General features: G+C 69.4%; 7 protein-coding genes. 2 read left to right on the top strand and 5 right to left on the bottom strand.

Features of this window, described 5'->3' with window-relative positions:
• Nucleotides 1–45: 45 nt before the first annotated feature.
• Nucleotides 46–1644, bottom strand: a complete 1599-nt coding sequence (locus tag Gocc_RS16930) for a heparin lyase I family protein (protein ID WP_181813487.1) — start codon at nt 1642–1644, stop codon at nt 46–48.
• Between the two features lie 420 nt (nt 1645–2064).
• Here Gocc_RS16930 and Gocc_RS08655 point away from each other — a divergent pair, with 420 nt between their 5' ends.
• The gene (locus Gocc_RS08655; RefSeq protein WP_147281225.1) at nt 2065–2403 is read left to right on the top strand and encodes a hypothetical protein; all 339 of its coding nucleotides are present in this window, start codon (nt 2065–2067) and stop codon (nt 2401–2403) included.
• Between the two features lie 426 nt (nt 2404–2829).
• Here the strand turns inward: Gocc_RS08655 and Gocc_RS16125 are convergent, their stop codons facing one another.
• Together Gocc_RS16125 and fabF are read right to left on the bottom strand one after the other, a co-directional pair.
• Nucleotides 2830–5124, bottom strand: a complete 2295-nt coding sequence (locus Gocc_RS16125; RefSeq protein WP_181813486.1) for a DUF11 domain-containing protein — start codon at nt 5122–5124, stop codon at nt 2830–2832.
• A gap of 241 nt (nt 5125–5365) precedes the next feature.
• A complete protein-coding gene (gene fabF / locus Gocc_RS08645) occupies nt 5366–6598 on the bottom strand; it encodes a beta-ketoacyl-ACP synthase II (RefSeq protein ID WP_114796121.1) in 1233 nt (410 codons plus the stop codon).
• A 28-nt stretch (nt 6599–6626) separates the two neighbouring features.
• On the opposite strand from fabF, the gene Gocc_RS08640 reads away from it, so the two are divergent.
• The gene (locus tag Gocc_RS08640) at nt 6627–7679 is read left to right on the top strand and encodes an ATP-dependent DNA ligase (protein WP_281268434.1); all 1053 of its coding nucleotides are present in this window, start codon (nt 6627–6629) and stop codon (nt 7677–7679) included.
• A 135-nt stretch (nt 7680–7814) separates the two neighbouring features.
• Here Gocc_RS08640 and Gocc_RS08635 read toward each other — a convergent pair whose 3' ends face one another.
• Entirely contained in the window at nt 7815–13775 is a 5961-nt protein-coding gene (locus Gocc_RS08635) for a peroxidase family protein (RefSeq protein ID WP_479691068.1), read from the bottom strand.
• Nucleotides 13776–14157: 382 nt separating this feature from the next.
• Nucleotides 14158–14997, bottom strand: a complete 840-nt coding sequence (locus Gocc_RS08630; protein ID WP_245904899.1) for an AfsR/SARP family transcriptional regulator — start codon at nt 14995–14997, stop codon at nt 14158–14160.
• Between the last annotated feature and the right edge of the window lie 152 nt (nt 14998–15149).

Here is a 15149-nt window from a genome sequence, read left to right as displayed (position 1 = left end):
ACGGACGACGGCGGCGATCCGTGCCGGGAAGGCGAGACGGGCCGGCTAGGCCGTCAACCTCTCGGCGGCCCCGGGGTGCTTGAGCACCCATTTCGCAAGGCTGCCGCCGTGTGCCGCGAGCCAGCGCGAGAGAGCGCTCCGCGTGTAGATCTGCACCCCGCCCATGTTCACCGACGAGAGGCCGAGCCGCTGCGCGACGGCCGGGTGCCGTGACAGGAACGCGTCCCAGCCGATGCCTCGCTGCGCGAGGAACGTTCGCAGCCCGCCGGCGGTCGTGAACCCGATGCCTTCCCAGGTGAGAGCAACGCGCTTCTCGAGCACCACGGCCGCTGTCCGCGGCGCCGAAGAGGCGGGCTGACCTGCGAGAATCGCCGCAGCCTGCGGGTGGCGCAGCGCCCAGGCACCGTAGGAAACCCTCTGTGCGGCCAGAAGGCGAGCGAGCGAGGCCTGGTCGTAGAACCGCCTGCCGTCCCAGCTGACATACGGCAGCGCCACCCGCGACGCGACGGCGGGATGCCTCTCGAGGAAGGCCGACCAGTCGATGCCGAGCCCGATCAGGTACGACCGAAACGCACCAGGGGTCGGGAACAGCCGTCCGTCCCATTCGATCACGTAGGGCTTCACCTCGAGAAGCCTCACGGCAGCCTCCGACCCGCCTGGAGCCGCGGGCACGGCGGTCGCGCCCGCAGCGCTCTTCGGGCTCGTCGCCGGAGTCGCCGGCCGGGCCGGCGCCGTGGGCTTCGCCGGAGCCGGAGCCGGCGCGGGCGCCGAAGCCGGAGCCGGCGCGGGCGCCGAAGCCGGAGTTGGCGCGGGCGCCGAAGCCGGAGCCGGGGCGGGGGCCGGGGCGGAAGATCCCAGGGCAGCGGCAAGCGACGACTCGCGCCGGTAGTCGTCGAGATAGATCGTGTCGCTCCCGCTATACGGACCACCGGGGTAGAGGCCCATCTCGGTGTACAGCTTCGCGTCGTGCACCCCGGTCGCATTGGAGAACGGCATCGTCGGGATGTTGCTCCGCGTCAGCTGCGGCGACGACGGCCACGAGCCGCCGCCCACGCGGTTCCACACCTCGACGAGGCCGTTCGCCGACTCCGAGAAGCGGATATGGATCACGAGGTCGATCCACGTGTCCTTCGGATACGGGCTCAACCCGGGAATCACGATGTTCGGCTCCCAGTAGCTCCAGTTGACGGCCCCGACCTTGCAGTCGCCGGTCGCGATCCGGAACAGCAGCCTCGAGCCGTCGGTCGTCAGCGCGAACGGCGCGATCCCGCAACCCGGCAGGTTGTAGAGACTGCTCGGGTGATGGAGCTCCCAGATCAGGTTGCTCGAGATCCCCGGGCTCGGGATGTAAACAGAGAGACGGAAGTACTTGTCCATCCCCGTCGTCTCCCCGGTGTCGTACTTTGCCGCCAGGCAGCGAACAGACCCGTTCGACCACACGTCGTTCCCCGTGATGCTGAACCGGGCCGCGTACGACCCCTCACGCACGGGTGAGCTCACGAGCTGGAACTGCGTCGACGGATGCGGACACTCGAGCGTGCTGAACGGCGCATATCCACCCCCCTCCCACGTCCCCGCGATCTCGCTTGCCTTCGCGTCGGGCGAGGAGACGGTGAGCACGCCGAGGACGGCAACGGTGAGCACGAGCCCCAGCGTGGCGTGGACGACGATGCTGCGGCCGTGACCACGGAGGCGAGCGAGGACTCCGGCTCGCTCGGGGAGACGGTGACCGTGGGAGGGGCGGCGAGGTGTCATGCCTCACCGATCGGCATGCCTCCCGGACGCGCCGCACCCCTGAAAGGGGTATCGGCGGCGACACGACCGCCGCCGGCAGTCGAAACCTCGCGGATGCCGCCGTGCCACCGCCGGCTTCACGACCGTGCCCGTCCCTCGATCGAGGGACGCGCACGGCGCGGCCGGCTCCGAGCTCCGGCTCCGAGCCGCCCGGAAGAGCCCGGATTGCCCGCGCGAATCCCTCGAACGAGGGAATATCACCCTCTATCGCCATGCAACTACCCATAAGGCCAGTAGAGGGCCTCCGCTCCCGTCGTTATAGTCCGGACCATGACCAATCGACTTGCAGTAGCTCTTGCGACTGGTGCGGTGGTGGCGATCGTGGGTGCGCCGATCGCGGGAGCGACTCCCGTCAAGACGCAGTACGACAACCAGACGACATCAATCGCGAGCGAACAGCCGCAGGTGAAGGCCGCCAGCAAGGGGGCAAAGAGCTCGGCGAAGCCGCAGGTGACTGCGACTGCGGCTCCGACCCCAGCGCCCAACGTCGCCAGCTCGGGCGAGCTTCCGTTCACGGGGCTCAACATCGGTCTCGTGCTCCTGTTCGGCGCGGTCGCGATCGTCGCCGGCCTCGGTCTTCGCCGGGTCGCAGCCCGCCGGCACGAGTAGCACCAGGACGAAGCAGGGCAAGGAGCCGGAGCGCCGGGAAGCCACTGGAACGTGAACGCCGTTTCACGTTCCAGTGGCTTCCCGCTCGGCCGCCCGCCGAGCAGCCTCACGGCACCCGGGCGCTCCTCGAGAACGAGCGAGCCCGTGACGGCCCCGCGTTCGTGGCCACCGGCAACCACCCGGCACGCGCTGGGGGCCGCATCCAAGGGGCTGAGCCACCGAGGATCGTGCAAGGCGAATCGGCGGAACGAGGGGTGATCGCTGCCTAGCGCGCCGTCTCCAAACGTTCGACCCGAAACGGGCGCGCGAAGCGCGCCCGTTCAGGATCGTGTCGCCCGGCTGCGCAGCAGCCGGGCGACATGCAGCACGCATCGAGCGCGGCGTCTCGCAACGAGGCTTTCCGGTGGAATGTCGCGAGACGCCGCACTAGCGAGCGAACGGGAAACGGAGCCGGCTCGTGCCGCCCGCGGACGTGGCGGTGACCATCACGGCATAGCGCTGCCCCACCGTGAGCTCGGCGTAGCGCACGAGGAGCCTGAGCTTCAACTCCGTCCGCCTGTCGACGGTGGTCGTCAGGGTCTTCGCCCCCGCCCGCAAGACGCTCGTGCCGAACCGAGAGCCGGGAAAGCTCGTCACGGCCGCGCCGGTACGAACGTCGCGTACGACAACCGTGAGCCGGGCCCGGCGGTCGACCCGGACCCTGGTCTCCAGGACCGCGACGCCTCGATCTGCGAGCGCGCGCAGAGGCAGCAGCCGCGTGTGCGTGATCCGGGGCTTCTGCACGCCCCGGCTCGGCGGCGCAGGGGGCTCGGGAGCCGATGCACTCGGCGAATTGGCCTTCAGGGTGATCGTGTTGTCGGCGGGTGCCGGGTCCGCGGCAGCGAAGCCGCCGACCGCGCGGAGAACGAGCTCGCCCGCTGTGGTCACGCTGGTGACCAGCGTGACGTTTCCGACCGGCGCGTCGTTGGCGAGGTAGTCGAGGGCGCAGCGCAACGCCACTCCGAGCGGCTTGCAGCCGGCGCCACGATCGGTCTGGCTGTACGCGAGCGAAACTCCGCCTGGAAGCTGCACATCGACGTAGGCGCCGGATGCGGTGGCACGGTTCTTGTCGACGAGCTGCAGCCGCCACGTCAGCGTCCCACCGACCGGGGCGCTCGCAGGCTCGACGGACCCCGTCACAGAGAGATCGGCACCACCGCCGCCGGCACCACCGCCACCTGCACCACCGTCGCCGGCACCACCTCCGCCGGCAACGGCGCCGCCGCTGGAGCCGCCGGCCGGCACCACCGCGGCGGTCGGGGTGGAGTCGGCGGAGGTGGGGACGCCAGCACTGTTGCCGGCGGTCACGCGCACGCGCAGCGCGAAGCCCACGTCTGCGGCGACGGGCGCGTAGGTCGCGCCCGTGGCGCCCGCGATGCCGGTGCAGTCGGCGCCGCTGCAGGACTGCCACTGGCGGCTGTAGGTGATCGGGACGGTGCCCGTCCAGCTGCCGGTCGTGCTTGTCAGGATCTGCCCGACCTGGGCTGTGCCCGACACGGCCGGCAGCACCGTGTTTGCGGGAGGCGACGCGCCGCCGGCCGTGACGAGGCGGGCGACGATGGTGCCGTGGCCGTCGACCTGGATCGGGAAGTCGCCGTTTGGGTAAGAGAACTGAACCTGGAGGTCAGCGCGGCCGTCGGCGAAGGGGATGGGTATCCGGTAGGCGTCGGTGAAGGTCGTGCCGCCGTCGGTCGAGACGTAGAGGTGGAGGTTCGGGTCGACGATCGGGACGCCGGGCTCGTGCGTCGTGCCGATCAGATAGGTGCTCGGGGGGAGGCGGTAGGCCGAAAAGGAGTCGTACGGGATGTTCATGATCTGCGTCCGCGCGCCGTCAGCGAGCGACACCTTGACGATCCGGTTCTGCGAGGTGTAGTTGTCCGTCCCGAACACCGCCGAGGCGCCGCCCGGGTCGAATGCGGCGTCGATGATCGTGCAGGCATAGTCGGTGCAGAGCGGGCTGATCGAGATGCCGTTGTCGGACGAGACCCAGATGCCACCGCCGTTCGCATCGCCGAAGAAGACGTAGAGCTTCCCGTTCGCCCCGTTGTATTTCACACCATGGATGTGGCGGTGCCCGGTAGACGAGCTCACGACCGCCCAGCTGCGACCGTCGTCGGAGGATCGATACAGGTAGTTCGCGCCCAGGAAGTCCGCTGCTGTGATGTTGTAGGTGCCGAGCCAGACGTACCCGGCGCCGTCGCTGATCGACGCCGGCGTGAGCGTCGTGTAGAACACCGGCGAGCTCGGCAACGACAACACGCGCGTCCACGTCGCCCCCTGGTCGCCCGAGCGGAACAGCGTCATCGACCCGGTATCGACGTGAGCGAGCACCGTCCCGCTCGAGAGCGCCGATATCGAGACGAGCCGCTCGTTCGACGCGAGCGTGAGCACCTTCGTCCACGTCAACCCGTGATCGCTCGAACGCCAGATCGCGTGAGCGTCCGACGTGGATCGGCCGTACGCGACATCGCCGGCCACGGCCAACGTCTCGTAGTCCGGATTCTCGAGCACGACCTGTACCGACACCGACGGCCCCGCAGCCGTCGCCCCACCGGCGCGGACCACGAGTGAGATCGTCGGCAGCATCAGGATCGCCGCCGTGACGAACAGGGGCGCGAGCGCGCCCGGCGCGAAACGGAAGCGTGTCTGTTCCCGCCTCCTCGAGATGCCACGGAGACGCACGCCTCGCCACTGCCGCACGAACCTCGACACAGGCACTCCAGATCACTCGCAGGCGCTCGATCGTGCCGCACGACGCCGGCAAGCGCAAATGCAAAGAACATTTGTCAGCACGCGAGGGGACGCGCGCCGTCGGGCTTCGGCTCCACCGCCTCGGTGCGCGCCGTCGCCCTCACCGCGACGCTGCTCGCGCTCGTGCCGGCGACGGCCGGCCGGCGGCGCCTGCGCCGGACATGATCGGACCTCAGGACGGCGCTCGCCCGAGCAGCACGCATCCGTTGTGGCCGCCGAGGCCCATCGCGTTCGACAGCGCGACGTCGAGCTCGAGCGCGCGCGACTCGTTCGGCACGTAGTCGAGATCGAGCTCCGGATCGGGAGTCCGGTAGTTGATCGTCGGCGGCAGGATCCCGTGGTGCAGCGCGAGGGCGCACATCATCGCCTCGATCGCTCCGGCCGCTCCGAAGCAGTGCCCCGTGACGGACTTCGTCGACGACACCGCGAGGCGGTAGGCGTGGTCGCCGAACACCTGCTTGATCGCCCGCGTCTCCGCGAGGTCGCCCTGCGGCGTCGAGGTGCCGTGCGCGTTGATGTAGCCGACACGCTCCTTCGCCACGCCGGCGCGCTCGAGCGCGGAGCGCATCATCTCCGCGACGCCCGTCGACTCGGGGTCTGGCTGCGCGAGGTGGTGGGCGTCGTTGGAGGCTCCGTAGCCGAGCACCTCGGCGTAGATCGTCGCCCCACGCGCCCTCGCCGCGTCGATGTCCTCGAGCACGAGGATGCAGGCGCCCTCGCCCATGACGAACCCCGCCCGGGTCGCGTCGAACGGGCGCGAGGCGAGCGTCGGGTCGACCTCCTCGGCGACGAGCCCGCGCATCGCGCAGAAGCCGGCGAGGACGAGCGGATGGATGCACGACTCGGTGCCCCCGGCGAGCACGACGTCCGCGGCGCCGCGGCGGACGATCTCGGCCGCCTCCCCGACCGCCGTGGAGCCGGTCGCGCACGCCGACACCGGCGCGTAGTTGGGGCCGCGGAGCCCGAGCTGGATCGCGATCTGGCCGCTCGCGGTGTCGACGAGCACCGAGGGCAGGAAGAACGGCGACACGCGGTCGGCGCCGCGCTCGAGCAACACGCCGTGCTGGTCGGCGATGCCCGGCAGGCCTCCGATCGCGGAGCCGACGACGACGCCGACGCGCGCCGGGTCGACGTCCTCGATCGCCGCCTCCGCCCACGCCTGCTGCGCCGCCGCGACGGCGAAGAGGACGTTGCGCTCCATGCGCCGCACCTCCTTCGGCGGCGCCACCGACCCGGGGTCGAAGCCCTTCACCTCCGCGGCGATGCGGACGGGGAAGCCGCTCGCGTCGAACGCCTCGATGAAGCCGACGCCGCTGCGACCAGCGACCGCCGACTCCCACGTCGACCGCGCGTCGAGGCCGATCGGCGTGACCGCTCCGAGCCCGGTGATCGCTACGCGCCGCATGGACGCGTAAGCGTAGTACCTTCACTCCGTGCCACGAGCCGGGAAGCCGTCAAGGCCCGCCGAGCGCCCTTCGACGCTGGACGCCTCCGTCCCCTTCCCGCCGATGGAGGCCGAGCTCGTGCGCGACCTCCCCGCGGGGGACGGCTGGCTCTACGAGCCGAAGTGGGACGGATTCCGCGGCGTGCTCGAGAACGCCGGCGGCGAGCCGCGCCTGTGGTCGCGCAACGGGCGCCCGCTTCTGCGCTACTTCCCGGAGCTGCTCCCGCTCGGCGAGCTGCTGCCGCCCCGCTCCGCGCTCGACGGGGAGATCGTGATCGAGCGTGACGGTGCGATCGACTTCGACGCGATGCAGATGCGCCTCCACCCCGCCGAGAGCCGGATCCGGAAGCTCTCGGCCGAGATCCCGGCGCGCTTCGTGGTCTTCGACATGCTGCTGTGGGGAGGCGAGGCACTGTGGCAGCGGCCGCTCTGCGAGCGGCGCGCGCGCCTCGAGCGAGACGCGGCCGCCTTCACGCTCTCGCCTGCGAGCTCCGACCCGCGTCAGGCGCAGGGGTGGCTTCGCAGCCTCGAGCTCCTCGGCCTCGACGGAGTCGTGGCGAAGCGGCTCGACCGCCCCGTCGAGGCGGGCGGCCGGGGCGCCGTCGTCAAGGTCAAGCCGGAGCGCACGGCCGACTGCGTCGTCATCGGACTGCGCTGGAAGGCGAAGCCCGATCGCATCGCCACGCTGCTCCTCGGCCTCTACGGCGAGGACGGCGAGATCGGCGACGTCGGCTCCGCCGCCGTCGCGCCGGGCCGCCACGCCGCGATCGCGGAGCAGGTGCTGCCGCTGCTCGAGAACGCGCCCGAGCGCCGCTTCGCCGAGCCGAACCGCTGGGGCGGCGCGGGCCTCGAGGAGCAGGCGCTGCGACCGGAGCTCGTCGCGGAGGTCAGGTACGACAAGCTGCAGGGGCGCCGCTTCCGCCACGGCACGAAGCTGATCCGCTTGCGCCCCGACAAGGACCCGCGCGCATGCACGTGGGCGGAACTGCGTTCGCCGCGACCTACCGGCGGGCTGGCGGTCGCCGATCTGCTCGCTCCATGAGGCCCGGCCAGAATCGGCGCGAGAGCCGACCTCGAGCGTGATCAGATTCGCGCGGGCCGGGTACGGGTAGATGCTTGCCCGTACCCGGCCCGCGCCGTCCGTGCGCTCAGCCGGTGGCGGTTCGGCGCCGGACGCTCACGGTTGGGTAAGCAGGAGGTTGTCGAACCAGGCGCTGCCGGGCCCGTTCAGCCGCAGCTCGACCCGGACGAAGGCGGTGCCCGCCGGCGCCTGCCGGGAGACCGTCAGCGGCGTCCAGTCCTGGGTGCCCGCCAAGGACGCCGAGTCGGCCGTCACCCCGAGATAGACCGACGACGCATTCCAGAACGTCAACGTGAGCCGGGCAGCACCAGCGACACCGCTCGTCTTCGCCGACACCCGGGCCGTATACGTCCGCCCCGCCTGCGCCGCCACCAACGACGTGTTCGTCAACCAGCGCGACAACGTCGACGCCGAGGTGACGATCTTCAAGGCATGCGTCGGAGACAACGACTGATCAGTCGCCCACGTAAACGTGCCCGCCCCATTCGTGAAGAACCACGGCGTCGGACTCAACTCGAAATCAGGGTCCGGCACCAAGCTCGTCACCGCCGGCGCCGCCGCCACAACCGCCGTCTCCACGGAGTCCGCCGCGATCGGGCCGCCCGCGATGTTGGTCGCCGTCACATGCACCCGCAGCGTGTTGCCGACATCCGCGACGACCGGCACATACGTGCTGCCCGTCGCCAACGCGATGTCGGAGCAGGTAGCACCAACACACGACTGCCACTGGCGCGTGAACGTGATCGGGGTCGTGCCCGACCAGGTACCCGTCGAACCCGTCAACAGCTGCCCCACCTGCGCAATCCCGCTCACCGACGGCAACACCGTGTTCACAGGCGGCGCCGGCGGTGGCGGCGCCGTCACGACCGCCGTCTGCGCACTCGTCGCCGGTGCCCCCGGACCCGCCACGTTCGATGCCGTCACCCGCGCCCGCAACGTCGACCCCAGATCAGCCGCCCCCACCAGATACGAGCTCGCCGTCGCCAACCCGATACTCACGCAGCCCGCGCCCCCAGCGTCACAGCGCAACCACTGATAGGCGAACGAGGTCGGCACGTTCGACCACAACCCCGTCGAGACCGACAACGTCTGCCCCACCTGCGGCAACCCCGACACAAGCGGCAACGCCAACAACGTCGGCGCGACCGGCGACGGCGGCGGCACACTCCCGTCGCTCAGCAGGAGGTTGTCGAACCAGGCGCTGCCGGGCCCGTTCAGCCGCAGCTCGACCCGGACGAAGGCGGTGCCCGCCGGCGCCTGCCGGGAGACCGTCAGCGGCGTCCAGTCCTGGGTGCCCGCCAAGGACGCCGAGTCGGCCGTCACCCCGAGATAGACCGACGACGCATTCCAGAACGTCAACGTGAGCCGGGCAGCACCAGCGACACCGCTCGTCTTCGCCGACACCCGGGCCGTATACGTCCGCCCCGCCTGCGCCGCCACCAACGACGTGTTCGTCAACCAGCGCGACAACGTCGACGCCGAGGTGACGATCTTCAAGGCATGCGTCGGAGACAACGACTGATCAGTCGCCCACGTAAACGTGCCCGCCCCATTCGTGAAGAACCACGGCGTCGGACTCAACTCGAAATCAGGGTCCGGCACCAAGCTCGTCACCGCCGGCGCCGCCGCCACAACCGCCGTCTCCACGGAGTCCGCCGCGATCGGGCCGCCCGCGATGTTGGTCGCCGTCACATGCACCCGCAGCGTCTTGCCGACATCCGCGACGACCGGCACATACGTGCTGCCCGTCGCCAACGCGATGTCGGAGCAGGTAGCACCAACACACGACTGCCACTGGCGCGTGAACGTGATCGGGGTCGTGCCCGACCAGGTACCCGTCGAACCCGTCAACAGCTGCCCCACCTGCGCAATCCCGCTCACCGACGGCAACACCGTGTTCACAGGCGGCGCCACCGCAGCAGCCGTCACAACGACCGTCTGCACGGAGTCGGCCGCAACCGGGGGACCGGCGCCGTTGCTCGCGGTCACGTGCACGCGCAGCGTCTTGCCGACGTCCGCGACGACCGGCACATACGTGCTGCCCGTCGCACCCACGATGTTGGAGCAGGTGACGCCAACACACGACTGCCACTGCTGCGTGAACGTGATCGGAGTCGTGCCCGTCCAGGTGCCGGTCGAACTCGTCAACGTCTGCCCCACCTGCGCTACGCCGCTCACCGACGGCAACACCGTGTTCGCAGGCGGCGTCGGCACGAGGATGGTCTGGTCGGAGAACGTCAGTCGTTCGGTGTTCCGGAGCGTGTCGGTGCCGTCGATGCCGGCGCCGCCCAGGTGCGCCACGGTCAGGGTGCCGTCCGCGTTGGTGGTAAGGGTGTAGCTCGCCCGCGCACCCGAGAACACGGCGGTGTCGACGTCGGCCGGCAGAACCCCGGTCGTCACGATGCTGCGGACGACCGTGATGTCGCCCGGGTTGATCCTGCCTGCGAGCACGTCCGTGCGAAGCTGGGTCATGCTGTCGACGAGCTTGAAGAGGCCAGGGTTTGCGAGGTCGGGTGCCCGTAGTTGCACGTTCAGCCACGCGTCGCCGTCGATGATGTCGTTGCCGCCGCGACCCTCGATCAGGTCGCTGCCGGCACCGCCGAGAATGATGTTGCCCCCCGTGAACTGGATTGCGCCGGCAGGGAGCAGGCCTGCCAGCCCGGGGATGTTGTTGATGCCGGCGGCGGTCAGCTCCTGGCCGAGTCCGGCCAGGGTCAAGGCGGTTTCGTTGTCGCCGCGCAGGATGTCGTCTTTGTTCCAGCCCGACAGGCCCTCGACACGGCGGAAGCGGTCAACGAGGAGGATCGGGACCGGGACCACCCCGATGAGCCGGAGCAGGTCGGAATCGGCGGCCTGCGGATCGAGCCTGTGGGTAACCCAGTCGAAACCGAGCATGCCATCGAAATTGTCGAGGCCCGGGCCCGCGACCATGATGTCGTCGCCGCCCTCGCCCTGGAGCTTGTCGTCGCCGCCGTCGCCGGCGAGGACGTCGTTGCTCGGAGTCGGGTCGAGCGCGAACGGGGCACCGTCCTCACCCACGAGCACGTCGCCCTGGTTACCGCCCTCGATCCAGTCGTGACCGTCGCCACCGAACGCCGTGTCGGTCGACTCACCGGCGAAGACGACGTCGTTCCCGGGGCCTGCGAAGGTCTCCGTGGGATCGGCCCCACCGACGATGAAGTCACTGCCTCGACCGCCTTGATCGACGTCGAAGCCGGGTCCGGAGCTGATGACGTCGTTGCCGTCGCCGCCCTTGAAGTCGTCGTTGCCGAAGGTATCGGTGAGGATGTCGTCGCCGGCGCCACCGATGAACTGGTCGTTGCCGGTGCCGCCTTCCATGATGTCAACGCCGCCGTTGCCGCGGAGGGTGTCGTCACCCAGACTCGACCTGATGCGGTCGACGACAGCGGGGTTGTCCGTGCCGTTCCAGACGACGTGGAGGGGGCCGGTGTAGCGAATCGTGCCGTCGGGCATCCGCGTCAGGTCGGGCATGGTCGACTCGACTTGGGGTGTGCTGGGATCGTCGAGGATCGGACCACTCGTCCCGAGGTTCGCCAGATTGAACAGCAGGTCGGCCCGCGAGAAGACGTCGGCCGGGAGGCCCTCGACGCCCGTGTTGCGCGCGATCAGCTCCGCGAACGTGTTTCCCTCGACCTGGGTCACCAGGTTGAGGCCCGCCAGACGCGACAGATAGTAGAACCGGTCGCCGTCCTGCAGGTTCTCCAGCTGTGTCTTGAAGACGAAGTCGAAGGTGGAACCGAGCATGCCGCCGAACGGGGACTGCGCCTCGGCGAGACCGCCGACCCAGAAGTCGACGTCGTCGAGACCGGTGATCGTGACGCCCGAAACGTCGGCCCAGGCACCGGTGCCGTTCATGAAGTCGAGACGGTTCGCCGGCGGGAGGATGTCGTCAGCGCCACCAGCGCCAGCGAGGATGCCGTCTGGCCCGGGCAACGTCGTGCCGTTGACGAGCTGGTCGGCTGCAGCACGCCTGGCTCGCAGACCGCCGGCCAGGATGGGGCCTGCACCGTCCGGATCAAGCCCTGTGATATTGGGGTGTGTGCCGTAGGCGGCGACGAGGTTGACGAGCGTCTGCGGATGCTTGAGGCTAGGCGCGAAGTCTGTCCAACTCCCGTAGGGCGCCAGCGCCGAGTTGCCGGTCGCGGCGAAGAACTGCCTGCGGGCCGAGTTCAACGAAGGGATGCCCTCGCTTCGGCCGCGCGCGATGTTGATCGCCGGCAGGTCCAACGGCAGGCCGACGAGCCGGTTCCGCAGGACGTCGGTGACGAACTCATCGATCTCGTTGCCGACCTGTCGTGACATGCCGCGCACGATGCTGCCCGCCGCCAGGTCGGCGGTCAGCGTTCCGGCGCCCCCTCCGTTGTTGAACTCAACAGGGTTGAGGAATGCGCCGAACAGCGGAATGTCGTTGGTTGTGCCACTGGCATTGGTGCGTGCCACCGTCTCGTCCAGCATCGAGTGACCGAAGCGATAGACCGTGTGCGCGAACTCGGCCACGATCGCCGGATCGATGTTGGAGTGGTATGCATCGAACACGCGGATCGAGGGCTGCACCTTGCGCGCGAATTCCTCGAACACGAGGTGCTGGTATTCCATCTCGGTGACGAACTTCGCCGCCTGGAACAGCCGCTCCCCGTAGCCCCAGCCGGACGCCGGGTTGACAGACTTCCAATCAGCGACCTCGGCCGGTGTCAGCAGGGTGTCGAGCAGCCCGCCGGGCAGGCCGATCTCATCCACCAGTCGGTTGTGCTCGGCGTGGAAGACGGTGTGGATGGCGGTCAGGCCGATGTTCTCGTTGCCACGACCATCGCCTGTGATGAAATGCTTGTCGAGCAGCTCGTTGTCGTAGCTGCCCGCAGGGACCGCCGGAACCAAGCTCCCGCCGACTGAAGTATCGGTGTCGGGGAACAGGACGCCGGGCGAGGAGAAGGTCGGGGCCGCGCTGTGCGCGATGTCGTTGAGGAACGCATGTCCGGTCTTGACCGAGCCGGCGACGGCAACACCCAGTCCGCCATTCGCTGCGGGATCGCCCTCGACGAGCACGTTGCCCGGCATCACGATCTGCGGCATGCCGCGGACGGGGCCAGGCAGGAAGCGGCCGTACGGGTCGGTCGCGAGCAGCGGCACGTCCGTCACGTCCGCGTCGGTGAGCTGGATGCCGAGCATCGTCCGGGCCTGCGCCTTGACGTCGGCCCAGTTGCCGATGTTGCCGAGCGCGCCTTCGAGCAGTTTGCCGGTCGAGAGCGGCTTCCCAGCCAGCAGCGTGTACTGACGCAGGAACACCTGATGGGACGGATGCGAAGTGTAGGTCTGGTTCTGATCGACGAACGGGGTCGTCGTGTTCGTCCCTTCCTGGACATCGTCGGCTGTCCCGAGGATGCCGTCGGCGCCGGGCTGGTTGGACCCCCGCGTCAGGACCATGAAGTTGGGCGTACCTGGGGCCGGGTTGAAGAGTGGATCGTCGGCCTGCAACGGCATGAAGACCGCGCCGCTGCCGCCCTTCGTCAAGAGGTCGAGGCCATGGTCGAAGAACTGGCCGAACAGCGTGAACACCCCGTTGAACGGCGCCGCCAGACCCAGGTCGGGCGCCCGGTTCGGAATGAACAGCGTGCCGGAGACGGGATCGGGCACGGCGCCCACGCCGGCGGCCGCCACGGCGGCCGGGTTGCTCGACGTCTGGTCGACAACGAGGTTGCTGACCCGTCGCGGCAGCGAGTCGAAGACGAGCCCCGACTTCTGCGTGTACGCCGAGGGGCTGCCGACACCGAGTGGGCCAGGCCCATCCGGATCGAAGGTCGCGCCCTCTGCCTGACGGTACTTCGGAACGAGCAGGCGCGGGAAGATGGTGTCCGCGGCACCGAACTTCGACTGTCCGGGCTGAAGGTTGTTCAACGAACCGTCGACGGTCCGCAGGCCGAACGGGAGCAGCGGACTCGAGACCTGGTTGGGACCAGGCCCGAGGAGTTGCCCACCGGCCGCATGGGCTTCGGCGATCTTGATCTGCGTTAGGATGAACCGCAGGTCGCCTGCGTTCAGGTTGAAGCCCTGTCCGACCGGCGCGGCTGCGTGGGCACTATTGTTCGAGATACCGGCGACGAGTGCGAGACTGGCGATCGTGGCCGCCACCAGGATGCCGACCACCGCTCGCGCAAAGCGCTGCGAGCGGGACGAGTGACGGAGATCTGGCCTCCACCTCATGCTGTCGCCTCCTGAGATCGCTGGTCTCGAGGGTCGCTGGTCTCGAGGGTCGCTGGTCGCTACTGGCAGCGCACCCTCGCACCCGAGGCTTTTGAAAACCTTTTGCCAGTGGATCTCAGCGCGATCCGGAGATGGCGGGTGCTCGCAGTATGAGCGAACGTCTCGGGCACCCAACGCCCGGCCGACCTGACACAAACCTGGGCGACGCGGAACGCAGGGGTCACGGACCCCCTGCAGGGGCGGTTCGCTGAAATCGCGTTCTGGAGCTGAGGGCTGGAAGGACATCGTCCGGCTCGGCATGGCAGCGAATCGACAAAGCCAGGGCCTCCGTCTCCGGCATGGGATCGACGTCGAGCTCCTGCAGGAGCAACGCACGACAGCGCTCGCAGGCGCGAAGCGCATCGTGCCGGCGGCCAAGCGCGTAGAGCGCTCGCATGGCCGCCCGGCAGGCACGCTCGTCGAGGCGGTCGCGCGCCATCGCGGCCTGCGCGTGCGCGTGTGCGCCCGCGAAGTCGCCATCGGTGAGGGCCAGGTTGGCCGCGTCGAGTGTGGCCTGCTGCACCTGCTCGCGGTATTTATCACGCAGATCGAGCACCCATTCGGCGTACGGCTCGTCCTCGAGGATCTCGCCACGCGCGAGCGCGAGCGCCTCCTCAAGGTGGTCCCGCCGCGCCCGAGGGGCTGCAGCCCCGGCAAGCAGGACCAGCTCATCGAACGCATCGAGATCGACCTCTGCGCTCTCGATCGAGAACCGGTAGGACCCGGGCCCTGTCAGAACGACCTTGTGCCCCTCTTTCCCGGACGCGAGCCGCCGTCGTAGCACCGACACATACGTTTCCAACGCCCCGCCGGTGCTCTGCGGAAGCGTGTCACCCCACAACAACTCTGCGAGACGATCACGGGTCACGTGGGCACCCCGAGCAAGCAACAGAATCTCGAGCACCTGCTTCGGCTTGATGCCACCGAGGTCACGAGGGCCGAGCGTCCGGTCGTGGCGGGCGACCTCGAGCCGGCCGAACAACCGGATGCGGAACTTCGATGGCTGCAGGGCGGCCGACATCGCCACCGTGCCCGCATCAGCGCGCAAGGAAGCCGGTTGACGTTCGCCCCCCGTCGCCTCGGACGGTTGCCAAGTACGCCGCATTGCCCCCTCTTCCCCTGATCCCCTGTTCGAGACGGCCCGACACAACGGGACCGACCTCTCAGTCAGAT

Origin of the sequence: Gaiella occulta (assembly GCF_003351045.1) — a bacterium.
Lineage (GTDB): Bacteria > Actinomycetota > Thermoleophilia > Gaiellales > Gaiellaceae > Gaiella > Gaiella occulta.
This window is presented reverse-complemented; position numbering and strand designations above follow the sequence as displayed.

Excerpts from the sequence above, each read along its gene's own strand:
- fabF (WP_114796121.1), bottom strand. The coding sequence starts at position 6,598 with ATGCGGCGCGTAGCGATCACCGGGCTCGGAGCGGTCACGCCGATCGGC.
- Gocc_RS08655 (WP_147281225.1), top strand. The coding sequence starts at position 2,065 with ATGACCAATCGACTTGCAGTAGCTCTTGCGACTGGTGCGGTGGTGGCG.
- Gocc_RS08630 (WP_245904899.1), bottom strand. The coding sequence starts at position 14,997 with ATGTCGGCCGCCCTGCAGCCATCGAAGTTCCGCATCCGGTTGTTCGGC.